Annotated in this window: 25 protein-coding genes; 10 read left to right on the plus strand and 15 right to left on the minus strand. The window is 63.7% G+C overall.

All coding sequences use genetic code 11. The features are described from left to right. The first annotated feature begins 46 nt into the window (after positions 1-46). Both ACG3SL_RS17875 and ACG3SL_RS17880 read left to right on the plus strand, forming a co-directional pair. Positions 47-259 (plus strand): hypothetical protein, encoded by a 213-nt coding sequence (locus ACG3SL_RS17875; RefSeq protein WP_448662516.1) that lies wholly within the window; start codon positions 47-49, stop codon positions 257-259. 84 nt (positions 260-343) lie between these two features. Then, on the plus strand, positions 344-724 hold the full coding sequence (locus ACG3SL_RS17880) for a hypothetical protein (protein ID WP_448662517.1): 381 nt from the start codon (positions 344-346) through the stop codon (positions 722-724). A 469-nt stretch (positions 725-1,193) separates the two neighbouring features. On the opposite strand, the gene ACG3SL_RS17885 is transcribed toward ACG3SL_RS17880, so the two are convergent. Then, positions 1,194-1,838, minus strand: a complete 645-nt coding sequence (locus tag ACG3SL_RS17885) for an SOS response-associated peptidase (RefSeq protein WP_448662518.1) — start codon at positions 1,836-1,838, stop codon at positions 1,194-1,196. 133 nt (positions 1,839-1,971) lie between these two features. Continuing rightward, positions 1,972-2,913: a sigma-70 family RNA polymerase sigma factor gene (locus ACG3SL_RS17890; protein ID WP_448662519.1), complete on the minus strand. Its 942-nt coding sequence runs from the start codon at positions 2,911-2,913 to the stop codon at positions 1,972-1,974. A gap of 160 nt (positions 2,914-3,073) precedes the next feature. Between ACG3SL_RS17890 and ACG3SL_RS17895 the strand changes: the two genes are divergently transcribed. From ACG3SL_RS17895 to ACG3SL_RS17905, 3 genes are all read left to right on the plus strand, one after another. After that, positions 3,074-3,529, plus strand: coding sequence for a carboxymuconolactone decarboxylase family protein (locus ACG3SL_RS17895; protein ID WP_448662520.1), 456 nt, complete (start codon positions 3,074-3,076; stop codon positions 3,527-3,529). 29 nt (positions 3,530-3,558) lie between these two features. Beyond that, positions 3,559-4,038: a carboxymuconolactone decarboxylase family protein gene (locus ACG3SL_RS17900; protein ID WP_448662521.1), complete on the plus strand. Its 480-nt coding sequence runs from the start codon at positions 3,559-3,561 to the stop codon at positions 4,036-4,038. Positions 4,039-4,172: 134 nt separating this feature from the next. Further along, positions 4,173-4,559: a DUF4440 domain-containing protein gene (locus ACG3SL_RS17905; RefSeq protein WP_448662522.1), complete on the plus strand. Its 387-nt coding sequence runs from the start codon at positions 4,173-4,175 to the stop codon at positions 4,557-4,559. On the opposite strand, the gene ACG3SL_RS17910 is transcribed toward ACG3SL_RS17905, so the two are convergent. After that, positions 4,546-4,722 carry a hypothetical protein gene (locus tag ACG3SL_RS17910; RefSeq protein WP_448662523.1) on the minus strand — a complete coding sequence of 59 codons (177 nt, stop codon included), beginning with the start codon at positions 4,720-4,722 and terminating at the stop codon, positions 4,546-4,548. The two genes, ACG3SL_RS17905 and ACG3SL_RS17910, sit on opposite strands and share 14 nt — an antisense overlap. A gap of 421 nt (positions 4,723-5,143) precedes the next feature. Here ACG3SL_RS17910 and ACG3SL_RS17915 point away from each other — a divergent pair, with 421 nt between their 5' ends. After that, complete coding sequence (locus ACG3SL_RS17915) at positions 5,144-5,374, plus strand: DUF3761 domain-containing protein (RefSeq protein WP_448665162.1); 231 nt, start codon at positions 5,144-5,146, stop codon at positions 5,372-5,374. Beyond that, the gene (locus tag ACG3SL_RS17920) at positions 5,349-6,335 is read left to right on the plus strand and encodes a DNA/RNA non-specific endonuclease (protein WP_448662524.1); all 987 of its coding nucleotides are present in this window, start codon (positions 5,349-5,351) and stop codon (positions 6,333-6,335) included. The genes ACG3SL_RS17915 and ACG3SL_RS17920 overlap by 26 nt, the downstream gene beginning before the upstream one ends. A gap of 366 nt (positions 6,336-6,701) precedes the next feature. Here the strand turns inward: ACG3SL_RS17920 and ACG3SL_RS17925 are convergent, their stop codons facing one another. Genes ACG3SL_RS17925 through ACG3SL_RS17940 form a run of 4 tightly spaced genes read right to left on the minus strand, consistent with a single transcriptional unit; the run spans position 6,702 to position 12,193 of the window. Beyond that, positions 6,702-7,367: a hypothetical protein gene (locus ACG3SL_RS17925; protein WP_448662525.1), complete on the minus strand. Its 666-nt coding sequence runs from the start codon at positions 7,365-7,367 to the stop codon at positions 6,702-6,704. Between the two features lie 33 nt (positions 7,368-7,400). Beyond that, entirely contained in the window at positions 7,401-9,251 is a 1,851-nt protein-coding gene (locus tag ACG3SL_RS17930) for a TonB-dependent receptor plug domain-containing protein (RefSeq protein WP_448662526.1), read from the minus strand. 3 nt (positions 9,252-9,254) lie between these two features. Next, positions 9,255-11,123, minus strand: coding sequence for a hypothetical protein (locus ACG3SL_RS17935; protein WP_448662527.1), 1,869 nt, complete (start codon positions 11,121-11,123; stop codon positions 9,255-9,257). After that, a complete protein-coding gene (locus ACG3SL_RS17940; protein WP_448662528.1) occupies positions 11,120-12,193 on the minus strand; it encodes a ferritin-like domain-containing protein in 1,074 nt (357 codons plus the stop codon). Before ACG3SL_RS17940 ends, ACG3SL_RS17935 begins: the two co-directional genes overlap by 4 nt. A 298-nt stretch (positions 12,194-12,491) precedes the next feature. Here ACG3SL_RS17940 and ACG3SL_RS17945 point away from each other — a divergent pair, with 298 nt between their 5' ends. Together ACG3SL_RS17945 and ACG3SL_RS17950 are read left to right on the plus strand one after the other, a co-directional pair. Beyond that, positions 12,492-13,454: a hypothetical protein gene (locus ACG3SL_RS17945; RefSeq protein ID WP_448662529.1), complete on the plus strand. Its 963-nt coding sequence runs from the start codon at positions 12,492-12,494 to the stop codon at positions 13,452-13,454. A 702-nt stretch (positions 13,455-14,156) separates the two neighbouring features. Next, positions 14,157-15,062, plus strand: a complete 906-nt coding sequence (locus tag ACG3SL_RS17950; RefSeq protein WP_448662530.1) for an endonuclease/exonuclease/phosphatase family protein — start codon at positions 14,157-14,159, stop codon at positions 15,060-15,062. Between the two features lie 46 nt (positions 15,063-15,108). On the opposite strand, the gene ACG3SL_RS17955 is transcribed toward ACG3SL_RS17950, so the two are convergent. Beyond that, complete coding sequence (locus tag ACG3SL_RS17955) at positions 15,109-15,483, minus strand: winged helix-turn-helix transcriptional regulator (protein ID WP_448662531.1); 375 nt, start codon at positions 15,481-15,483, stop codon at positions 15,109-15,111. Between the two features lie 92 nt (positions 15,484-15,575). On the opposite strand from ACG3SL_RS17955, the gene ACG3SL_RS17960 reads away from it, so the two are divergent. Continuing rightward, positions 15,576-16,151 (plus strand): FMN-dependent NADH-azoreductase, encoded by a 576-nt coding sequence (locus ACG3SL_RS17960; RefSeq protein WP_448662532.1) that lies wholly within the window; start codon positions 15,576-15,578, stop codon positions 16,149-16,151. A gap of 181 nt (positions 16,152-16,332) precedes the next feature. On the opposite strand, the gene ACG3SL_RS17965 is transcribed toward ACG3SL_RS17960, so the two are convergent. The 7 genes from ACG3SL_RS17965 to ACG3SL_RS17995 form a co-directional block, all read right to left on the minus strand. Further along, positions 16,333-18,087: an asparagine synthase-related protein gene (locus ACG3SL_RS17965; protein WP_448662533.1), complete on the minus strand. Its 1,755-nt coding sequence runs from the start codon at positions 18,085-18,087 to the stop codon at positions 16,333-16,335. Beyond that, a complete protein-coding gene (locus tag ACG3SL_RS17970) occupies positions 18,084-18,734 on the minus strand; it encodes a lasso peptide biosynthesis B2 protein (protein WP_448662534.1) in 651 nt (216 codons plus the stop codon). The genes ACG3SL_RS17965 and ACG3SL_RS17970 overlap by 4 nt, the downstream gene beginning before the upstream one ends. A 64-nt stretch (positions 18,735-18,798) precedes the next feature. Further along, positions 18,799-18,930: a benenodin family lasso peptide gene (locus ACG3SL_RS17975; RefSeq protein ID WP_448662535.1), complete on the minus strand. Its 132-nt coding sequence runs from the start codon at positions 18,928-18,930 to the stop codon at positions 18,799-18,801. A 301-nt stretch (positions 18,931-19,231) separates the two neighbouring features. Then, the gene (locus ACG3SL_RS17980; protein ID WP_448662536.1) at positions 19,232-19,363 is read right to left on the minus strand and encodes a benenodin family lasso peptide; all 132 of its coding nucleotides are present in this window, start codon (positions 19,361-19,363) and stop codon (positions 19,232-19,234) included. Positions 19,364-19,451: 88 nt separating this feature from the next. Then, entirely contained in the window at positions 19,452-20,036 is a 585-nt protein-coding gene (locus tag ACG3SL_RS17985) for a GntR family transcriptional regulator (RefSeq protein ID WP_448662537.1), read from the minus strand. After that, a complete protein-coding gene (locus ACG3SL_RS17990; RefSeq protein ID WP_448662538.1) occupies positions 20,033-20,914 on the minus strand; it encodes a phytanoyl-CoA dioxygenase family protein in 882 nt (293 codons plus the stop codon). Before ACG3SL_RS17990 ends, ACG3SL_RS17985 begins: the two co-directional genes overlap by 4 nt. 9 nt (positions 20,915-20,923) lie before the next feature. Further along, positions 20,924-21,550 (minus strand): acyl-homoserine-lactone synthase, encoded by a 627-nt coding sequence (locus ACG3SL_RS17995; protein WP_448665163.1) that lies wholly within the window; start codon positions 21,548-21,550, stop codon positions 20,924-20,926. Positions 21,551-21,556 lie beyond the last annotated feature (6 nt).

The raw sequence follows: 21,556 nt of genomic DNA on the forward strand, positions 1-21,556 counted from the left end.
CCATTCCGCCGTCGATACTGTGATTCGACAAAAGAGGAGCATGGGCATGGAGCATGACCTCCAGCTTCGCGCGGCTGCGCGCGCGATCTATGAGGCCTGCTATCCGAGCGAGGAATGGGCACCGGTCGGCTTCGAGGAGGCGGAGCGGTTCAAGACCATCCACTATCGACAGGCCGTCGGCGCGGCGCAGCAAGCGCGCGCGGTTTTGGGCGATCGGGCGATACAACCGCAGCTGTTTATTGAGCAGGCACACGCCTGACTTCGGATGGATGCGATCGAGCGAACCAATTGGCTGGCCCATAGATGGCCAATCAAGCTTGAGACATACACCTATGGCGGCTGGTTGATCCACGTCGGCAGAGTCGAAGGCTACCGGCTGGGACAGGCAAACTCGCGCGAAGCCTATGAGGCGTGGAAGGCAGCTCAGCTACCGATATGCCTCGCGCGCTTCGTCGCGGGGCGCCGTGAGCTCCACCCGCCGGCGGTTCTGGTCGTAGCGGGCCGATACAGACTCGGCCGAATCCCGCCGGAGTTGTGGTGCGGATACGATGTGACCGTGCTGGGCGACGAGCCGGCGGCGACATTGCTGTCCGCCAAGGTCCGGGCGATGTTTCCCGACTGGCCCGGCGCCTTGCTGCGCGTCGTCCCAAAAGCGCAGGTGCCGTTGCTCGGGCTCCAGCGCGCGCCCGACGCGGCAGGCCCCCGGCTTCGGCTGGTTAGATAATGGCGCGCTATGATAGCGATGGCGGGCAGGTCCCAAGGACGCTTTTCGAGGCAGCCGCGTTTCATCGAACGGTCAATGCGACCTGCAGTCGGTGCGGACATACCGCCAGCTTTCATGCCGCCGCGCTGTGGTGGCTGTTCCAGCGGAAGCATTGGTCGGAGTTGCTAGCACAGGTCGGTGCGCGCCTGCGCTGCAGATGCTGTGGGCGACGCGGTACAGCAATAGAACTCACCCGAGACCCGCCAACGGTCACCAGCCTACCGCTTCCAACTGACGCGGAATGGCGGCGTGCAGTCAGCAGGTTTCGGGCGTGAAGGGCGCGCTGCAAATTCCCCGTCCGGACAAGGTTGCCGCCATATTCTTGCCGTCGCGCCTTTTCGCATGCAACGGCTCGGTGGGATCGCCGGGACAGCCATAATCGGCATGGCGTCCGCCGATCGGGGGTATCGCGGCAACTCCCCCTTTTCGGTTAGAGTAGCGAAACCTGCTCGACCCCACCCTTGCGTTTCACCCACGGCTGGTCCGTTCGCTCCATCACGATCAGATCATCAGGGAAACAGCGGTCCTGAAACCCCAGAATTTCATCAAAGCTGCCGCGCAGCCATCGATCATACTCGCTGCGGTGTAGCAGCACCGGCATGCGGTCGTGGACCGGTCGGATCGCTTCGTTGCAGTCGGTCGTTACGCCGGAATAAACCGGGCCCCACTCGGCACTCTCTCGCCATAATCCCGCCCAGGCGAAGAGGGGCTCATCCCTGACGCCGAACCACGTCCGCGTCTTCGCGCCCTTGGCTCCCTCCGCTTCCGCAAAACCCGAAAGCGGGATGAGGCATCGCCATTCGGGCTTGCGCGCAAGTCCGACCCACATCCCCTTGCGCAGATCCGCGATATTGTTGACCGGTTTGGGCTTGGCGGTGGGGCGCATCGTCTTCAGCCGCAACGGAAAGCCCCATACCATCGACTGAAGCACGCGCGTGCCCGTCAGTTCTCGAACCACCATGCCCGGGTAGCCCGGATACACTTCCTCCCCGGCATTGGAGACCACCGGGTTCTCAACGCCGAAGTGTGCCGCCACTTCGGCAGCGCTCTTGCGCAGCTGGTAGAGGTTGCACATCGTACGAGCCTATTCCGCAGGGCAGCAAGCCGCAACGCATCTCGCTTGCTGCCGAATGGATCAGAGCAAACCGACCTACTCCAAGTCGGCGGCGGGCCGCCGCCGCGCCAGGCAGCATCCTTACGCCGGACGATCATGCGCTCGAGAGCGACTGGCCCGCGAAACAGAAGCGGTTCACGTCGCCTATCAGGTGCTGCAACTTGTCGGGGTTGCGAACGATGTAGATCGCCGCGATCTTGCCGTCGCGTATATCGAGCGCCGTGGTCTGCACGAGGCCGCGGTCGACGCTGATATAGCCAGGCAGCCCGTCGATCTCGACCATGCGCAGCAGCTCGGAGGTCGGCGCATTCTTGCGCCGCAGTCCAGCGAATAGGCGCAGCGCGCGATCGAGGCCTCGAAGCACGTTGCGGAACGCCAGGACCTTGCCGCCGCCGTCCGAATGGATCTCGACCTCCTGTGCAAGCAGCGAGGCTAGCGAAGCAATATCCCCATCGCGCGCGGCAACGAAGAATCCCTGCGTGATCCGGTCTGCCTCCGCCGCCTCAACGCTGAAACGCGGCCGAGCCGCTTGGACATGCTTGCGCGCCCGAGACGCCAATTGGCGGACCGCCGCTGGCTCGCGATCAAGTGCCACGGCAATATCGCTCAAGGCCACGTCGAATATGTCGTGCAGCAGGAAAGCCGCGCGTTCCAGCGGGGACAGGCGCTCCATCGCGAGCATCAGCGTGACCGTGATGTCGTCGGCGATCATTTCGTCGGGGTCGGCCGCGGCCACCAGGGGGTCGGGCAGCCATGGGCCGATATAGGTTTCGCGGCGCGCGCGAGCGGATTTCAGGCGATCGAGGCATAGCCGTGTGACCACGCGCGTCAGATAGGCGGCAGGCGAATCGATCCCTCCTTCGACCTGCTCCCATCTCAACCAGCTATCCTGGACGACGTCTTCGGCTTCGCTGAACGAGCCGAGCATTCGATAGGCCAGGCGGACAAGCCGCTTCCGCTCGCGCTGAAAGTCAGCCAGGCGAGAGCCCGGTTCGATCGCCTTTGTCGGCACCTCCACGCTGTCGCCCCTCGTCATCTTGCGTCGCTCCAATGGTTTCTCCGATGTGACGAGCCAGTCCGGCGCAACGTGACATGCTCGCGGCAGAACCAAAAATCCTTTGGCGATGTCACACCGTCAAAACCCGCCTCGTCAGTGCAGCGAGCGTCGATTGGACGTTGCTGCAAGGAACGACGGCATGAACGAGATCAAGAGGCTGGTGTGGCATGAGGTGGCGCCGAAGGGCGCCCAGGCACTGTTCGGCGTGCACCATTACGTCACGACAGCAACCAATTTACCCGAAGAGATGATCCACCTCGTGTTCCTACGCGTGTCGCAGATCAATGGCTGCGCGCACTGCATCGACTTGCATACGCGGGATCTCCTCAAGTCGATGCCGCTCGACAAAGTGGTGCTGCTGCCGGTCTGGCCTGAGGTGCCGCACCTGTTCGATCCGCGATATCGCGCGGCGCTCGCCTGGGCCGAAGAAGTTACGCGGGTTAGCGAGACCCACGCCTCGGACGAGGCTTATGCCGCCGCCGCGGCAGTGTTCGAGCCACGCGACCTGGTCGACCTGACGATCGCGATCGCGGCGATGAATGCCTTCAATCGACTTGGCGCGCCGTTCCGCCTGCCGACCAAAGCCAAGCCTTGACACTCTCCGACGTATTGGATCTCCAGACCATGACCGAACGACTAAATCATATGCGCCAAGTGCCGGCGCTGACGCAGAAGCTGACCGAGCTTACTCTCGCACTCAAGAAGGGGACAGTCGAGCAGGCCATCCTGAGCCTGGTCGAGATACGTGCGTCACAGTTGAATGGCTGTGCCTTCTGTCTCGACATGCACATCAAACAGGCCAAGCTTCACGGCGAGCGCGAGCTGCGCCTCCACCACGTCGCGATCTGGCGTGAATCGACCCTCTTCAGCGATCGTGAGCGTGCGGCACTGACGTGGACCGAAGCGCTCACCCGGATCTTGCCCGAGGGTGTACCGGAAAACCTCTACGCGGAAGTGCGTGCCCAGTTCTCGGAAGACGAGTTGGTTTACCTCACCTACATGGTGATGGTGATTAACGCCTGGAACCGTGCTTCAATCGCGTTCCAATCGGTGCTCGGCTCCCAGGACAATATGTTCGGGCTGGAAAAAGCGGGCCTATCTTGATCGAGAACTTCGGTTCTGATTGCTCAGTCGAGGGCATGTCTGGCGGCGGGCACTCTCCGTCGCCTCCTCCAGACCGCCGAGGAATCTATGCTCTGATGGCTTGCGGTTTAACGGCTCTGTAGTAGCTCATCCCTATGCATACTGGAGCCGAGCTGGAAATCCGTTTGCGGCGAGCCGCCTTCAACCGGGCGCTGGCAGCCGGCGACCTGTCTGCGATTGGGCCGTTCCTTTCGCCGACCGTCATCTTGGTCGCCGGCACCGACAGCGCGCTTCTATCAGGACGCAACGCCCAACTCGCGGCTTGGAAGCGGGAGTTTGCTGCACAGGATCGCTGGATCTATGTTAGAACTCCGCAAACGGTGACTGTCTCCCCGGTGGAACCGATTGCATTCGAGCAGGGTGACTGGACCGGGACCTCGTCCAGCGGCATCCGTCAAACGGGCGGCATCTATACAGCCAAATGGCGATATATCAGCACCAGCTGGTGCATCGAGGCCGAGATCTACATTACGCTATCTTGAAACCGTCACCGACCACCGCCGCCTTGTCGCTCCATAAATGCACGTCATTGGCATCCAGCAGCGGAATCTCGAACCGCCCGAGGGTCAGCGCCATGCGACCCTGGGCTATTGCCGTGCAGTTGGTGCGGCGTGCAGCGGCGATCAGCGTCTCCGACGCATCCACGCCATAGACAAGCGCCGCGCGCTTGCCCGGACCACAACCCAGATCAAGCGCGGCATGACCTGCGCCGGCGTCTAGCGCCGCCTAGGCCCGCGCCGGTGGTGGCGTCTGGAGAGGGCCTACGCAAAAGCTGGCCCAGCCGGTCCCAGCTTTTGCCCCCCGTTTTCATCCCTTCAATGCTGGCGGCCAATCAAGGCGGTCGGTCCCTCTGCCGCTCCTTTCGGAAAGAAGTACGCGCAGAACGGCTAACGACCGAGCCGCTGGCGTCCATGTGTATCCACATCGGCCCCAATTCGGCTTTCCGGAAATAAAGTTTGCGTGCAATCCTTATAACCCTGCCAGGGCCGTGAGGGGGCTCAATACAATGCGAAATATAAAATTTCTGTCGCTGCTTGCTTTGTCGGCGCTGATTTCGTCTCCAACAATGTCCTCGTCCTTGCTCCCATCGACAGAATTGCCATTCGCCTACTCATCGCTCAACTCTTGCGGGCCCGACTATTATCGCAGTTCGCGCGGCACCTGCGTTCCGCGTCCCCGCCGATCAAATCGCCCTCCCGCCGGCGCCAGCGCCAAATGCCGAGATGGAACATACAGCTTCAGCCAAAGCCGCCGCGGCACCTGCAGCCGCCATGGCGGCGTTGCCGACTGGCTTTGATACATCGGGGGGAATGCTCATTATGCGCGTATCATTATGGTTTGTATTTGCGCTGGCCGCTTGCTCGGCCGGCATTGCCACGCCCTCGGCAGCGGCCAACCGGAACTGTACCGCGGTCGAGAAAGCCGATGGCGACCGGTGGCTCTGGCTGAACGCCAAGGACCAGGCGCTATCGATCAAGTCGCATCTGCCCTGGGGAATCCCGGCCAGCAATGCCGAGGGCGACCGCCTGCTCGTGCAACGAGACTATGTGAATTTGTACAGCACGAGCCTGCGCGTGCCATTATGGTCGGCTGAGCGGCTTACCTATTCAGAGATCGGCAAGGTTGATGGCCGGGTGAACTGCTTCCGCAAGGACCCCAGGTTGCCTCCAGAACAGGCGTCGCTGCCAAGCGATTTTGACGAACCGATTTACGATCAGGGGCATATGACGCCGGACGCCGACCAGGACAAAACGGTGCGCTCGGCCGTCAATACGTACGTCATGTCGAACATGGCGCCGCAAAATTGCCAGTTAAATAGGGGAATTTGGCAGATCTTGGAAGGTATCACTAGGCTTTGGGCCCGTAAGAATAAGGTGGTCTATGTTCTTAGCGGCAGTGTGTTCGATCGCGACGGTGACGGTCGACGCGATCCGGATGCAGCGGCCCCGCGCATGCTTTCCAGGAACAAGCAGGCGCGCGTGGCCATACCTTCCGCCTTTTACAAAATCATCGCGGTCGAAAGGCCCAATGGCAGAATCGAGACACTAAGCGTGCTGCTACCGCACACGACTGCAAATCCGAATGGTCCGGACGCGCTCGCGTATTTGCGAGCCCATGTCACTACTATCGCCACGCTCGAGGCGCTGACCGGATATGACCTCTTTCCTGACGCCGCGAACGTTAACGAAAGTTCTGCGTTCTGGGCGTTCGAGGGCAACCAGCCGCGGTCTCTGTGTAATTTGCCAAGCGGCGCTTAGCGATATCACGAAACTTCCCAAGCGTGTCAGAGAATGCCCAGGCGGTCACGCCTCGGTAAAGCTGGGTGAGGGCAATGGCAGGCGCTGCGCCGGAAGCACGCTGGCAGTTCTCGCAGGCTGGCGCAGAGATCGGACGTTCGCCGCCCCATAGTGCCTAGGCTTGACCCGTCCCACCTCGGAAAATCGCGCCCCGCCCCCTGCCGTTTGCGCAACTGCATACGCAAGATCTGGCAATGGTTCGTACCCGAATACCGCCAGCCTGCCGCTGGTCTCGTCCATATCCAGCCGCTCGCGCAAGTATTTGCATTCGACGCCTGCAACCGTTGAACCTTCAACTTGTCCTCAATCCCAATGACCATCCGTCGATCACGAGCCGGGCCACTTCATCACCAGCAACGAGACAAGTGCAGCGAGAGCCGGAATGCCGACCGCCGCCGCAAAGGCCGGTGCAGAGGGTGCAGCCGCCGGCCCCTGGGCGGCGCCGGCGACCGCATAGAGAACGCCAAGGCAAAGATCGGCGAAGCCTGCGGCCGCCATCAGCGGACCTGTCCTGCCCTTCGCGGCGCCGGCAGCGACGATCGACGCTTCGGCGAGCACAGGCACCGCCCTGCACAGCAGCACCGCAGCCACTCCGTTTCGCTCCGTCCAGAGGACGAATTGCGGATAGAGGGCCGGCCCCAGGATACGCGCGGCAAGCGGCGCCCCCGAGCGCCCGATCACCAGCCCCAGCAAGCACCCGGCCGTCAGTCCGAGCGTGTTGACAAACGCCCCGGTCAAGCTCCCGAGCGCAGCCCCCATCGCTGTGGCGACCAGACTCGACGGGACCGGCAGGACGATGTCGAGGGCGAGCAGCGTGCCCCCCACAATGGCGGTTACCACCCCCGGCACGCCAATGTTGCCCGCCATCCGCGCCTCGATCGTCGGGGCGAACAGGAAAAAGGGCACAAGGACAAGCATCGCCAGAAACAGGATGGCGGCGGCAATTCGGAGCGCGGACTTCAGTCTAGCCGGCACGGACGCATCTTCGGGCATCGACGGTCCGCATCGCCACCGCCAGACCGGCCTTCAATCGAGCACCAATGACAGGCGCAGACTGCGCCCCGGCCGCAGCGTGCCTACCGCGTACCAACTGCGATTGTCTCCCAGATTACGCAGCGTCAGTCGAATCGCGAGGCGGTCGCGCAGCCTGTAGCGCAACCCGGCATCGGCCTCCACATGACCCGCAGTGATCCGCGCGCCGGTAGGAATCGCGCTGTCGTCAAAAGCGCTGTTGCCCCGCAGCGCCGTCTCAGCGCGCCACGACCCCTTCTCCCAGGCGAGTTGCAAATTTCCGTTCCAGCGCGGGCGCCCCCGCAGCGGCGTCGCGCTGTCGAGCGCCAGGTATGTGATCGCCCCCCCGCCCGACCAGCCGCCGCCAAGCTCGAGGCGCAGCGCCCCTTCCACTCCACGCGCGCCGACATTGTCACGGTTGACGAGGCGGAACTGGACGGGGTCGAAATCGATCAGATTACGGAAACGATTATCAAACAGGGCGAAGCTCGCCTGACCTCCGGGAAGCGGCAGCTCGATGCCAACATCGATGCTTCGGCCGGTCTCGGACGAAAGGGCGGGATTGCCGATCAGAGGATGGCTGAGCGCGTAGAGGCTGGGGCGTTTATACCCGCTGGCGACGTGCGCGAACAGCCGCGGCCCGCCGGGAACCACCTCCCATCGCAAATGCCCGCCGCCGGTCCAGTTGCCGCTACCTCCGTCGAGCTTGTCGTAGCGTGCCGCGCCGGTCAGTGTGACGCCACCTGCGATCCGAAGTGTTCCTTCACCGAACCCGCTATAGGTCACGCGCCTGAGCGCAAAGGCCACGGGCATTGGAAATCCGAAATCGAGCGTGCCCCGGCTCCGCCCTTCCTCGCGCAGCACCGTACCGCCCGCGGAAAGGGTAAGCGGGCCGAGATCCGCGGCGAGCGAGCCGATTGCCTCAAGCCGCGTGAACCGCGTGTCGGAAGTGGAGGCGGGGACGCCGTCGAGCACGCCAGGCGCGATCGCGGGTGCACTACTGTCGGCATGCTGGCGCGACCAGGCGAGCGACAGACTCGGCCGGACTGCCGCCCCCGGCTCACGCGTCAGCGAGAGCGCTGCAAGCGAGAGGCGGCCCTTGCGGGCTTCGCGGGTGCGGATCGAAGCGAGCAGCGGGCCGCCGCTGTCCTCGGGGAAACCAGCGCCGCTCGTCTCGGCGTGCAGCCCCAGCGCGGACAGCCGGAAACCGCCGATCGACTGGCGCGCACGCGCAAAGGCCTGGGTGCGATCGAGCGTCCCCGCAGGGTCGCCATCGCCGCTGCGATACCCGGCGCCGGCGACGGACACCCCTCCGCCTTCCCAACCGCCCGAAAGGCTTGCCGAGACCGCTCCGCCATAGCGGCTGTCCAGCCAGCCTTGGCCGCCCACCCGAAAGCCGGGACGGGCGAGATCGCGGGTGACGATCTGGACCACTCCCGACAGCGCGTCCGAGCCGTGGATGGGAGAGGCGGCGACGCGCGACACCTCAACACGCTCGACGACCAGCGGATCGAGCAGCGCGAAGTCGAATGCGCCGCCAGCGCTGTTGGTAGGGTCGTTGAGCCGGACCCCGTCGAGCATCACTGCCGTAAAATTGGGTTCGCCGCCGCGGATCGAGAGAAAGCTGCCCCCTGCGGGGCCACCCGTTGGGAAAGCGCGGACGCCAGGCAATGTGTCGAGTATCTCCAGCAGCGAGGTGGGCTGACGGCGCGCGATTGCGTCTCGGTCCGCCACAATTACCTGCGAGTCTGCAGCGGTGCGCGACGCCGTGACGACAATGGTGCCATCGTCTGCGGCCTGGGCCCGAGCATGGGGAGCAGCGGCCAGGGCGCCGGCGAGCGCCGCCAGGGAAAGACGTGCGCGCAATGTTCAGCGCATCGCGCGCGCGAGCTTGCCGAAGTCTGTTGTGTCCCCCGCTTCAGGCCCGTGCGTGCTCAGCTTGGCCTTGTCGGGCGGCGGCGGGGCCACCGGAGTGTCGAGAAATTTGTAGAGCAAGGCGCGCTGCCCCCGGGTCAGGTCGCGCGTCACGGGCATGTAGCGGAAGCGCTCGAAATAGTCCGTTGCGGTTAGTTTGCGCAACACAGCAGCATAGGCGCGCACCTGCTTCTCGTCACCGAGGGGGAGCCAATTGTCCATGCACGGCGCCAGCGCCTCCCAGTAGGAAAGCACTTTCTCATGGACGTTCGCCCATGTCGGCGGCAGCGCAGCGACATCGTCGTCCGCCGGCAGCACGCGCAGATACATGTAGGTAAATATCTGCGGGTTGAAATTGCTCGAGGTGACCGGCAGCACCGGGTCGGGCCCGGGCTGGAACACCAATTGAGTCACGGTCGGCACGCTTGTCTTGAGCGGGAATCGCGCAATGCCATCGGCGTCGGTCACTGCGACCAGCGGATCATTCTCAAGCGAGCCGACCTCGGACATGGTGACGGTGATGCCCTTTCCGGCCGGCCTGCCGCGATCATAGACCTGCACTTCGGCAGTGGCGGAGTCATCTTGGTCGACGTAGAGATTGGGCTCGAGCGGGATCGCGCGCAGGGCCTTCTCTTTCAGTAACGTCACCGGCTTTCCATCGATCTTGGCGACGAGCGAGAGGTCGCCGTCGAGCAGGGACAGCGATGCCGGCGGTATCGGAATATCGACGATCCCCGCTGTCGCGTCATAGCTGACCTGCGCGTATTGTGCGGGAGACAGCGCGGCGAGCGTCTTTCCCCCGGCCTCCAGATATATCTGGCCGACATCGGCCTTGTCCGGCGTGCGGTTGATCCAGGGGACGCAGTTGCCGAGATCGAGCGCTATACGTTTACGCTCCAGATCGACCCTCGCCCAGCCGCTCCCAAATGGTACGGGCGGAGCGCCGCCGCCTACCGGCACGGGGATTTGGCTCGTGAGCAGCGCACGGTCGCCGGGCTCGTGCATCGGATCATCTTCGCGCCAGATGCCCACGGTCCCCACCATCGGGCTGCGCGCAGGGTTGGGCTGGAAGCCTCCGGCTGCGAACTTCGCCAAAAGATCGGCTGCGTGTTTGGCGACGTCGGGTGAGCTGTTGGACAGTGCCGGGTCGTTATAATAGACCGTGTCGTAGGTAACGAAGCGGACCATTACGCCCTTAACCCCGGGCTTCCCCATCTGGCTTTTGAGCGCCTGCAAGACAGGCGAGTCATAGGGATCGATGCGCAGCGTCGGACGGTCGGCATCCGCCCCCCCGTCCCACTGGTAGCAGCTCTGCCAAAGTACCGAGGCGACGCCGGCAATCATGTTGTTCGATCGATTGGCGAAGAAATTGATGTACCGGTCGCTCGAGCGCCGCACCGGCACGCCGAGGATGCGACAACCGCCGTCTATGCCGAGGCCCAGTGCGTCGAAAAAGAGCTGCGACGAATAGGGCCCGTAAGGTTCGGCGTCGACGAGCATGCCTGCCAGATTGACGGGCGCCTTGACGAAGGGGTCCTTGGTGTCGAGGCCGTTGCCAAGGTCCACCCCCGATACGCAACAATTATAGAATACCGAGCGGTGGGTGCCGTCCGGGTCCCAATTCTGCTGCGGGATCTGAGCGACCGCCGCCTTGCGATAGGCGCCTACCTTTGCGGTGGTGACCGGGGAGCCGCCCAGCTGCGGATCGGCATTGGCCTCGTCATAGGCGGCCACCCAGGTCGGCATGGTGTTGTTGTTGGTTGTGATCGGGTCCCAACTGACGTGGCCACCGAAATAGATGCGCGGGAATTCAAGGATGCTCATGCAGCCGCTCCCTTGGTGGTGCCGGTACGCTTGGGCGGAAGAAAGGCGGGCCCGGCGACCTTGCCATTCTTCATCGGAGTGTTGAGCGCCTGGATCGCGGCCATGCGCAGATCGAACATCGCCCGCACCCCCACGCCGAGCTGACCGTTCTTGCCCGAAAAGGCAGCGGCGAGCGCCGCGATCATCGCCGCATAGGCGGCGTTGCACTTGTCCTGCGCAGCGCGCACCGCTGCGGACTCACCCTTGAAATTATACGTCTCGGGATCGGCGATTGCCGGATAGGACTTGTTGTAATCGACTCCGAGCGTGCCGCCCCATTTATAACCCGAATCATCCGGGCCCGCCGCCACGTCCTTCTCGATCACCTGGTTGCGATATATCTCCCAGAAGCGGTAGAAATGGGCGAGTTCGTTCTGAAAATCGAGGGGGCTCCCCTTGTTCTCGGGCGTGACGGGCGTGCCTTCGCCCTCCGAGACGATCTCGTCGATCGCGCGGCAGGCATCATCGCAATTGTTCACCGCGAACACCTGACCTTGGAAGAATTGACCGTCATTCACTTGGTTGCGGTTGGGCTTCCATGCCGAGGCGGGCAGCTTGCGCAACGCGACCTTCAGCCGCTCATAATATTCGCCGATCGTGACGGTCGACTTGGCGCCTGACTTGAGCAACCTTGGCTGCACCGGATCGAGCGGCTTCTCGATCGCCATGCCCTGTGCCATCGCGGCGAGCGAGAAAGGATAGAGGTGAATGACGAGCTTGCCGCCGACATCGCCTGGGAGGTGCCCCGGATAGGTGGGCGCATTGATCCGCACCGTCCCGCCGATCGCATTCATGATGTTGCAGGCGAGGCACATGTGAACCATCTCCTGCATGAGGATCGACTGCAGCCGCGCCTTCGCCGCTGCGTTCGTCTCGGGCAGGATCGTCATCGACGCGTAGAGATAGGGCGGCAGGGTCGCGAACTCGATGTCGATCGCCCCCTGTACCAGCTTGCGCACGCCGAGAACGCTGGCGGGTTCGATCCAGGATAGCTTCACTTGGCCGATATCAGGTCCCTCGGGCGTCTCCATGCTTCCCCCCTTGTCCCGGCGTCAATGTTCTGAACATGACCTTCCGAACAATAATCCAGCACCATCAATCAATTTGCAGTTTGCTCCAATATGGAGTTAAAAACACCCAGTATCTAAGCGAACGGATACTACACAACTATCCCTTGTAATGGGATTAGATAGCGCACTGTAATTTTTGAATCAAGCTCGCCCATTGATTCCATCCGTACTCATTGTACAAGTGAATCATACGACCGAGTATATACAATACCCTAGCTCGTAAATTATTGTGTACGAAAGACCACCTTAGGAGGCAATCGTGACAATATCGACGACCGCAAAGATCTTTACCATCGCTGTATCCTGGGGCCTCTTCGCGACCCCTGCGGCGGCACAGGTCTATCAGACCTACGGCGCACACAACCCGCCCGGCGCCAGCCCCTGCCAGAGCCAGGACTGCATCTATCCACGCAAGGAAGGCGAGCCACCGAACCCGATATGGCCGAAATGGTGGCAATCGACCTGGACGATGTACCGGGTCTACGGCCCGGATTATGAAAAATATCCGCCCCCCTACGCCATCAAGCCCCCCAAGGGCGCGACGTACCAGACCTCTTCCGGCGCCACCTTCTACGACTCGACCTGGCGCGGAAAATCGGGCGAAGGGGCGATGATGGAGCGATATGACAATTTCTGTCTGCCCATCTTTCCGCTTCGCAACGACTACTCGTGCAAGTTTATCTCGCTCGGCAACACTGCCTATTTCGTAGCCGGCAAGGGGCGGCCCAGCTGGATGCCGCCAATCTGCCTGTTCTCACCGCTCAATCACCCGCCCCGCCCCGATTTTATCAAGCACCTGCCCTATAGCGCGCAGGACAGCGCTCGGATCGGACCGGGCGGCCAGGGCTATTCCTTCTGGGTGAGCGCCGAGGATGGGAAGGTGATGCAAGTTGGCGTGACACCCGACCGGACCAAGGATGGCGGCATCCTGTTCGGCTATGGTTTCCGTGCCAACGCAGCGGGTGAGGTAATGCCGCAATCCTTCTATTTCTCGGGCTATCCGCTGCCACCGGCCAACGCGCCCTATGTCAGCCAGAATTATAGAAAGTTCAGCGCAACCCAGCCAGGTCCGGAGCTTTGGGCGGAAGTCGCCGGACTCGACCCCGACACGCTTCCCGCCTGCCAGCTGTTCGATCCGCCCAAGCCTGCAAATGGCCTCCTCACCGAGGGCAGCGGCGCGCACGCGCCGACCTGGGGAGATATCGGACGCTGGAAGCGCTGACACCAGTGGCGAGCGCCAAGCCTCGCCGGAAGGCGATTTAGGTTACGCAGATCCGAATCGCACAACGTCGATAGAAATTGCTCCATATCGGATGCGGACCCTGCGAAGAATCGCCTTGGCCGGTAAACGCGATGCCATGCGCGAGGATGGGAAGGATGAGACGCAATACGGCGAGATCGGGTTACTGCCGGGAGCCCTTTGCCCCGACTGCGTCTCAACCTGCTCCTGCGGCTTAACCGCCGCCGATCGAACCCGCCGTCCAATACCTGGATGGCGTGACAGATCCGGGTTTCGCCTGGGCGGGACCGGCTTTGCGGGGCAGATCGACCGCCAACAGACGGTAGGGTTCCTGTGCCGGCGTGGCGGCGACAAAGCAGTTGAATGCAGTCTGGCGATCAGCTCAGCCCCGCCGATAGCTTCGCGACGATACGGCGCGGCGCCTGGGCAGTCAGCTATTCCCCCCAAGGCGCCGGACGCACGTTCACGGACCATGCCCGCTCGCTATCCTGTGCCCCAGTGCTCGTAGAGGCAAAGCGGCTCCGTCGGCGCACTGGGTACCAAGAGGGCCAGGCGAGACCGCATGGGCTCGGCGGCGCATCTCCCCAAAGGACGATCGGGCCGTGGCACGCAGTCGCGTCCGCGACGGCGCACCCCAACGCTTGACCCTTGCCGCTGGCCGGCGAGAACGCCTAGTCAACGGCAATGAAAGCCCACCCCTCCTTCGCCCTTGCCACCGCACTCCTGCTGGCGAGCTGCACGAGCGCGCCACCTGAAGCGCTGCACGCGACACAGTCGGTGCCCAAGGGCCTGCGCGTTGCGAGCTGGAACCTCGAATTTCTTGCCGAGAAGGACGGTGCCGGTTGCCAGCCGCGCAGCGCCGCCGATTATCAGGCGATGCGTAGCATCGCCGACGGCCTCGACGCCGATGTCATCGCGTTCCAGGAAGCCGAGAACCTGCAGGCTGCGGCCCGCATATTCGATCCCGGCAAATATGCGCTCGTGATGGAAGAGCGCCCCGGCCAGCCCAGCGGCACCTGCGGCGGCAAGCAATCCGACCAGGCGTTCATCCGCCAGGCCGTCGGCTTTGCCATCCGCAAGAACCTGGCCTTCGACCGCAGCCCCGACCTTACCGACCTCCAGCTCGGCAACCCCAATCTGCGCTCGGGCGTGGACATCACTGTCCGCCCCACCAACGGCCGGCCGCTGCGGCTGCTCGCCATCCACCTCAAATCGGGCTGCTTCGCCGGCGCCCAGGGCCCGGCCTGCAGCACCTTGCTGCAGCAGATCCCCAGGCTCGAGGCCTGGATCGACAGCGCCGCTTCGGGCCCCACGCGATTCGCCGTGCTGGGCGACTGGAACCGCCGTCTCGCCGCTCCCGGCGACCCGGTCTGGGCAGAGATTGACGACCAGACACCGCCCAATGCCGACCTGACGCTAGCCGACCAGGGAATCCAGCCCCGATGCGACCCGCGTTACCGCGACTTCATCGACCATGTCGTGCTTGACCGCCGCGCCGCGAAAGACCTGCGATCATTCGCCGAAACGCCCTATGCGACCCCGACGCACTATTCGGACCACTGCCCGATCACCGTGACGCTCGCGCGGTGACGCAAAACCACAGGCGCGCGCGTCCGGGGAGTCCATCGCGGAGGCCCTAGACCTGAGTGTCCCGGGCGTCGAACGCAGCCTGGCTCGCATGTATCGCGTGTTCGTGATCCACCACCCACCGGCCCAGATTCTGGCCGAGCGCGGCCAGCGAATGCCCCAGCGGGGTGAGCGCATATTCCACCATCGGCGGAACCGTGGGGTGCACTGTCCGGGTCACGATGCCGTCGCGCTCCAGTCGACGCAGCGTGCGGGTGAGCATCTGTTGCGATATCCCCGCCACCGCCCGGCGCAGTTCGTTGAAGCGAAGCGTCCCGGAGGCGAGCATGACCACGACCGGCAAGGTCCATCGATCCCCGATCCATCCCAGATGGCGTGCCACTTCCTGGCAACGGGCGGGATTGTGCGTGCTGGAAGCAGTCATATCCATGTGACTAGGTCTCGAAAATATGCGTTCTTGGCCCCCCGGAGGGGCACTTTACGTGGTGCAGGCCACGTAAGACAGGAACAGGCCCCATGCACCTACTTCATCTCGATTCATCGATCCAAGGCGACGCCTCGGTCAGCCGCACCATGTCCGCCGCGATTGTCGAACAGCTGCGCCGGTCGCACAGCGCGCTTGCGCTGTCCTACCGCGATCTCGGCGCAGAGCCGCTGCCCCACCTCACGCTGCCCGGCTTCGTCACGCCTGAGGCGACAGCCACGCTGGAAGCATTCCTTGCCGCCGATATCGTGGTGATCGGCGCCGCGATGTACAATTTCGGCATCCCGACACAGCTCAAGGGCTGGTTCGACCACATTCTGGTTTCGGGCAAGACCTTTCGCTATGGCGAGAACGGCGTCGAAGGCCTGGCTGGCACGAAGCGCGTCTTCGTCGCGCTGGCCCGCGGCGGTCAATATGCCGAGGGCCCCACTGCGGTGATGGAGCATGCTGAAACGCATCTGCGCGCGATGCTGGGCTTCATCGGTATCACACAGCCCGAATTCGTGATCGCCGAAGGGGTCGCCTTCGGGCCAGACCAGCGGGAGATGGCGGTCGCCTCGGCGCTGGATAAGGTGGCGGCGATACAGTTCGACATCGCCCCGGCGTGATCGCGACGACAGAGTCGTTCTACGAACTGTGCGACGCCACATCCTCCCCCGTGACGGGGTAAACGATGTGGCGTCGGCAGCGTCCCGTCGGAAACAGTCATGGCCGTTGACGATGCCGACCGCCTGCATCCGGGCATAGACGATCGACAGGCCGACGAATTGAGGCCACGCTTGACGCGGTTTACCGGTTCGGACCGGAGCCGGCGGTTTGGGAAGACAGCCAGGCTTCGGTGTCCACCACAGCCATGATCTCCGGCAAAGCCCTGGCAGAGGCCAGCGGATGGTCAAGAAAGTTGCCGATTGCATCCCGATTGATGATGCCCTCTCTGGCGAGGGCGCCGTTCAGCACCATCTCGCGAATCGTGTCCTTGTGCGCGTCGAGGACGCGCTGGACGATGCCGTTGAACGAGACCTTGGTCCGCCGATCGATGATGGTGGCGGGCAGCGCTTGCCGAAAGGCCTCGCGCGTCACCGCGCGATTGTTACCGCCCTGACACCAGAGCCAGCTCGGGATCGCCATGCAGATCTCGAAGATCGGCTGCGACATCAGGGGGACGAGGCAGGGTGCGATGGCTTCGCGACCATAGCCTTCGAGGTGATTGTAGATCGCCAGGATCGACCAGACATGACGACGCTTGCCTGGCGCAATTCCGTCGGGGGCCGCGAGCCAGGGATTGCCTTCCGGCCAGGGAAGGCCGTTCCTCGCATCTTCGCTTACGAAGGGATTGGTGCTCGGGCGGGGCATTTGCGAAGGACGCCGCAGAGCACGTGGAATTGCTGCGCGCAGCACGCTCCAGATGTCGGTGTGTGTGATCTGGGCGATGTCGGCGGCGGTTTCAAAGAGCCCGGCGCTCAGGCCTTCGTGTCGGTAGCGGTCGACAACCGGGAGCGCGGAATGGAGCAGGCAGAACATGCTGTCGCCGCCGCCCCCGCCCAGGAACGCATCCGTGCGCTGTGTTTGTGCATGGGTCTGGATGGGGCGATCGAGTGCCTGAGAGAGGACGCGCGCGCAGGGTCGTGGAATATCGCTGGCGTCCGATCGCGTTATGTCCACACGGGTTTCGTCGGCGCGCAGTTCGGTAAGCGGAAGGCCGAGATGCTTTGCGATCTCACGCGCCCAGGGACGCTCGTCCGAATCGTCGGGCCCCGGGCCGAACGTCAGGCAATGTGCGCTTGAAGCGCCCGCGAACCCTGACGCAACGATCGAGGAATCGAGGCCTCCCGATATTTCGAGCAATGGATGGGAGAAGCAGCCGCTCCACGCGCCGAGCGTGGCATTAATCGTATCGCGCAGCCGCTCGCGCGCGATTGCCATCCCGGCAATCTGCTGATCGGCCCGGGCGAAATCCCAGGGCGACCAGATGCAGCTGCTTTGGGCCACGCCGCGCCGGATTATCAGGCGGGTGCCAGGCAGGACTTCGCTGATTCCGCGAAGCGCGGTCCGCGCGGGGCGAAGATCGCGATAAACCAGAGTCTGCGCGAGGATCGTCCAGTCGATCGACCGGGCGAGCAGTCCGGTCTCGAAGAGGAGCGTTGGCTGGGAGGTGAGAATGTGAACGCCCTCGAGCGCAGCATGATAGCAGGACACCGTTCCCGACGGATCGCGCAATATCTCGACGGCGCCTTCGCGGCACCGGATTGCCAGGTACCCGCCCCAGAGGCGCGACAGGAAGGTCGTACTGTCGGCCTCGATAGCTGGGTGCCGGGAAGACAGGACGCGCGAATTGGCCAGGCCCTCGAAGAGATGGCCCCAGATCAGCCCGCCAGCATTGGGCAGGATCAGATGCGATGCAATCGGATCGCCGAATACCAGCAGGCCAGGGACATCAACGAGCCTTGCGCGATTGTCCCGGTGCAGACGGTCGAGCAACGGGCGCAGCCGCTCGGGCGGCGGTCCTTGGTGCCCGGCGACGGCGAGATAGGCCGACCGGTTCACTGCGCGAGGATCGGCGTGAAGCGCGAGACATGGTCGTAACTGTCGTTGAGGATCGCGTGCCGGGTTTGCAGCCAGCAATGGGCCTCGAAGGGGTGCAGCGCGACCCCGAACACGAGGTACGCACCGATCCCATATGTGGCCAGCATGCTGTCCAGGGCGAGCGAGTCGAGCAGGCAGTTGCGGGCGAGCGGGACCAGCGCACGGGCGCGGTCGAACCCGGCGGCGATCTCCAGCGCGGGCTCGGGGTCGATGGGCAAGGAGAGAGGCGCGCGCGACTGGCGGCGTTCAAGGATAGTTCGAAAGGACAGGGTCTTCAGGCTTGCCCAGGATGATAGGACCTGCGCTGCCGTTGGAATGACCGTGCGCGGGGCGAGCGCCTTGGGTGTGGCAAGCGTGTCGGGCAGCGATACGCTGTCCCTTAGACCGTTTGTCGGCGCTCTATCTCCGTCGCGGTAAATGCCCGCGCGTTGCAGCATCGCCTGGAAGGAAGGAGGTGGGGAGCTGTTGTAGCCACGCTCGAGCCAGGACGCGGCGTCGGCGCTCGCGGCACGCGGGAGCTGGAAGTAGCGGTCCTGACGCAGGTCCAGGATCGTGACCCGACCACCGCACAGGCAGGCAGAGGCATGCGGAAGAATGCGCCAGAACATCTGTGACGATCCCTTCGGAAGCAGGGTGCCGGCCCGGCGTGTCGCCGGGCCGGTGCCAGTTCGGTCAATCCTGCGACAATGTCTGACGCGGAATCATTCCGACCACGTCGAAATCGCCTTCGTCGGCGCCTCGCGTTTCGACGCTGGCGGCGCCGAGATCGAGCAGGTCGAGTGTGTCTTGCGGTTCGCGGTCCATCTCCATTCTCCCAAGTCGCGGGATGCGACACCGAAAATTTCTGCATCAGCGCACGAAATAGAAAGTTTATAATTGGAATATTTTGCAACCATCTTTTTGGGCGTATTATCCGAGAATTATTGGGAGATAGCGCCTGTATCTTCGATCTACAGGATGCTCATTCAATCCCCGATCGCCGGGATACTCCGCAAGCAACCGGATCATGTCTGAGGCGTGAAGATAGCCTGGCAGTGCTGGAAGGCTGGTCTGCAGGCGGGCTGGGGATGCCGGCCCGGCCGAAGCCGGACCGGCACCGACGGGATCAGTCGTCCGAGAGGCCCTGCTTGGGGATCAGGCCGACGATGTCGAACTCGCCTTCCTCCGCCCCCTTGGTCTCGGCGCTGGCGACGCCCAGGTCGATCAGGTCGACCGGTTCCTTGTCTTCGCGGTTCATGGTCAGTCTCCGTGTCGCGGGATGCGACAATGCGAGACTCGCTCGAGCGCCGGGGTATAAGAAGTTTATAACGCGGAAATAATCGCGCCTATCCGCCCGACCGGGCGCGCAGCAGCGCGGGAACCGCACGGATGCGGCGGAGATGAAAGCGACGGATCGCCTGGAGTTGGTGCGCCCCGCCTTGGGCGATTTCCTCGAGTTCGAGCGATGTCGCCGCCAGAATATGGGCTTCCAGCCGCCGAAAGGCATGCAAACGGTCGCTCGCCGAGGCGATCGCCACGCGGATTTCGCGATTCGGCGTGGCGGATCCGATCGCCTCGAAGAGCGAGGCAGCGCAGTCTGCCACTCCCCCGGCATTCTCCGGAGGCAGTGCGTGCGGGGACGCTTGCGGTGTCGTGCGGACGGCGATCACCAGCAGCGCGGAGTTCCATTCGTACAGCTCGCGCAGCTCTGCTTCGGTCAGGCGCGGCACGTGAAATCCCTCTCCCGCGCTGGCTTCGATCAAGCGCTCACCAACCAGCCTGTGCAGCGCATCGCGCACCGGTGTGATGCTGACCCCGATCTCGTCGGCGAGGCGATTGGCTTCCAGCCTGAACCCAGGCGCGAAGGCGCCGTCGCGGAGCAGCTGTTTCAAGGCGGCATAGCTGCGCTCGAGCGCCTGGATCGGGCTCATCGCACGTCTCTTTCGGTTTGCAGGAGCCGATGCTGCCGCACGGCTTCGGCCTGCTCTGGCCGAAGCGCGTCGATCGCGCCTAGATGCTCGGGAAGATTGTCGCCGAGCAGGACCGACGGGCACACGCCTTCATAGTTGCCGAGATTGGGACGGTGCTGCCGGTAGCCGACAAGCTCTGCAAGCGCGCGGTCGAAACCGCGCGCAATCTCGGGCGGGTAGGTAAGCCACTGATTCTCATAGGGCTTGAGCCAGCCCAGGCAGTAGCTGACGACGAGCGCCTTGCGAACCTCGCCGCTGCGGTTGGCACCCGCCCCGTGCAGCGTCGAGCCGAGGAAGACGATCGCATCGCCGGGCCGGCATTCGGCGACCACCGATCGGTCCGGAGTCTGGTCCAAAAGCGCATTCGCGCCGTGACTGTCGGGATAAAGGATCGTCGCGCCATTGGCTTCGCTAAAATGCGTGAGCGGCCACATCACGTTGACAAGATACTCGACCTCGCCTTTGACGCCCTGCCACATATCCTGATCCCTATGCGGGAACTGTCGGGGCGCCCCCGGATGAATCGCGATCCCCTGCATGAGATTGAGCTGGAACGTGTCGCACCAGCGGCCGAGCACTGCCTGGCACAGGCCAAGGATGGTCTCTTCCTGCGCGAAAGCTGCAGCATGCGGTGATCGCCGGAGCAGACTGCCGAAACGCTTGGTGCGAGCGCCGTAGAAATCGCCCTGGCAGAAGGGCGTCTCAGCAAAGGCCGGTTCGAGGTCGCGCGAAAGCGCGCGAGCTTCCTCGGGCAGAAGCCCCGGCAGAACGCACCAGCCATGGGCGTCGAGCGCTGCGAGTGCCGACATGGGGTCGGCCCGGGTGACAGGATCGGTCATCAGAATGTCCTACGCGACTGCCGCCTGCGGCGAGCGAGGAAGAGGAAGCACGTCCGCGCACCAGACCCCGCCGGCCGCGAGCAGGCCTGGTGTCTCGGCGTCGATCTCGATCTCAAGCGCGCCGAGCATCGTCCGGCCGTCCGGAGCAGGCAAGCCAAGCGGGCGGCAGGTCCAGCCGAAGCTCAGTATCTGCTGCAGCCAGCCGATCTCCGCGACGCCCGTATATTTTCGGATGCCGTTCCCAAGCGCGTGCTCGACGATCGCGGTGACGAGCCGGTTGCGAGCCGCGCGGCGTTCCGGTGCGCGAAGTGTTCGATCGAGACAGAAGCGCGTGATCTCCCAGATGTCCCGTCCGCGTGGCGGCGCGTCCGCGCAGAGCGCGGGAAACAGGCTGTCCAGAATGTGCGGTCGCGTCGTGGGTAGCAGACGCGCTGACGCCAGATGCTCGTATCGCGCGTCGGTCAGGATGAGATAGCGCGCCTGCGCATTGTCGAACTGGTCGAGCTCATATTTTCCGGCAAGCACCGGTAGTTGCCAATTCAGCAGATCGACAAAGACGCTCTTGCGGGCCGCAAACATCGACCGCAGGGCAATATCGCTGACCGGCCCGGCGGCAGTATCCAGTAACAGCAGCATGGACTC

Source organism: Sphingomonas degradans (assembly GCF_053502645.1).

Coding starts and splice junctions, on each gene's coding strand:
- ACG3SL_RS17875 (WP_448662516.1), top strand. CDS start 47: ATGGAGCATGACCTCCAGCTTCGCGCGGCTGCGCGCGCGATCTATGAG.
- ACG3SL_RS17885 (WP_448662518.1), bottom strand. CDS start 1,838: ATGTGCAACCTCTACCAGCTGCGCAAGAGCGCTGCCGAAGTGGCGGCA.
- ACG3SL_RS17890 (WP_448662519.1), bottom strand. CDS start 2,913: ATGACGAGGGGCGACAGCGTGGAGGTGCCGACAAAGGCGATCGAACCG.
- ACG3SL_RS17895 (WP_448662520.1), top strand. CDS start 3,074: ATGAACGAGATCAAGAGGCTGGTGTGGCATGAGGTGGCGCCGAAGGGC.
- ACG3SL_RS17900 (WP_448662521.1), top strand. CDS start 3,559: ATGACCGAACGACTAAATCATATGCGCCAAGTGCCGGCGCTGACGCAG.
- ACG3SL_RS17905 (WP_448662522.1), top strand. CDS start 4,173: ATGCATACTGGAGCCGAGCTGGAAATCCGTTTGCGGCGAGCCGCCTTC.
- ACG3SL_RS17915 (WP_448665162.1), top strand. CDS start 5,144: ATGTCCTCGTCCTTGCTCCCATCGACAGAATTGCCATTCGCCTACTCA.
- ACG3SL_RS17920 (WP_448662524.1), top strand. CDS start 5,349: ATGGCGGCGTTGCCGACTGGCTTTGATACATCGGGGGGAATGCTCATT.
- ACG3SL_RS17925 (WP_448662525.1), bottom strand. CDS start 7,367: ATGCCCGAAGATGCGTCCGTGCCGGCTAGACTGAAGTCCGCGCTCCGA.
- ACG3SL_RS17935 (WP_448662527.1), bottom strand. CDS start 11,123: ATGAGCATCCTTGAATTCCCGCGCATCTATTTCGGTGGCCACGTCAGT.
- ACG3SL_RS17940 (WP_448662528.1), bottom strand. CDS start 12,193: ATGGAGACGCCCGAGGGACCTGATATCGGCCAAGTGAAGCTATCCTGG.
- ACG3SL_RS17950 (WP_448662530.1), top strand. CDS start 14,157: ATGAAAGCCCACCCCTCCTTCGCCCTTGCCACCGCACTCCTGCTGGCG.
- ACG3SL_RS17955 (WP_448662531.1), bottom strand. CDS start 15,483: ATGACTGCTTCCAGCACGCACAATCCCGCCCGTTGCCAGGAAGTGGCA.
- ACG3SL_RS17960 (WP_448662532.1), top strand. CDS start 15,576: ATGCACCTACTTCATCTCGATTCATCGATCCAAGGCGACGCCTCGGTC.
- ACG3SL_RS17970 (WP_448662534.1), bottom strand. CDS start 18,734: ATGTTCTGGCGCATTCTTCCGCATGCCTCTGCCTGCCTGTGCGGTGGT.
- ACG3SL_RS17975 (WP_448662535.1), bottom strand. CDS start 18,930: ATGGACCGCGAACCGCAAGACACACTCGACCTGCTCGATCTCGGCGCC.
- ACG3SL_RS17980 (WP_448662536.1), bottom strand. CDS start 19,363: ATGAACCGCGAAGACAAGGAACCGGTCGACCTGATCGACCTGGGCGTC.
- ACG3SL_RS17985 (WP_448662537.1), bottom strand. CDS start 20,036: ATGAGCCCGATCCAGGCGCTCGAGCGCAGCTATGCCGCCTTGAAACAG.
- ACG3SL_RS17990 (WP_448662538.1), bottom strand. CDS start 20,914: ATGACCGATCCTGTCACCCGGGCCGACCCCATGTCGGCACTCGCAGCG.
- ACG3SL_RS17995 (WP_448665163.1), bottom strand. CDS start 21,550: ATGCTGCTGTTACTGGATACTGCCGCCGGGCCGGTCAGCGATATTGCC.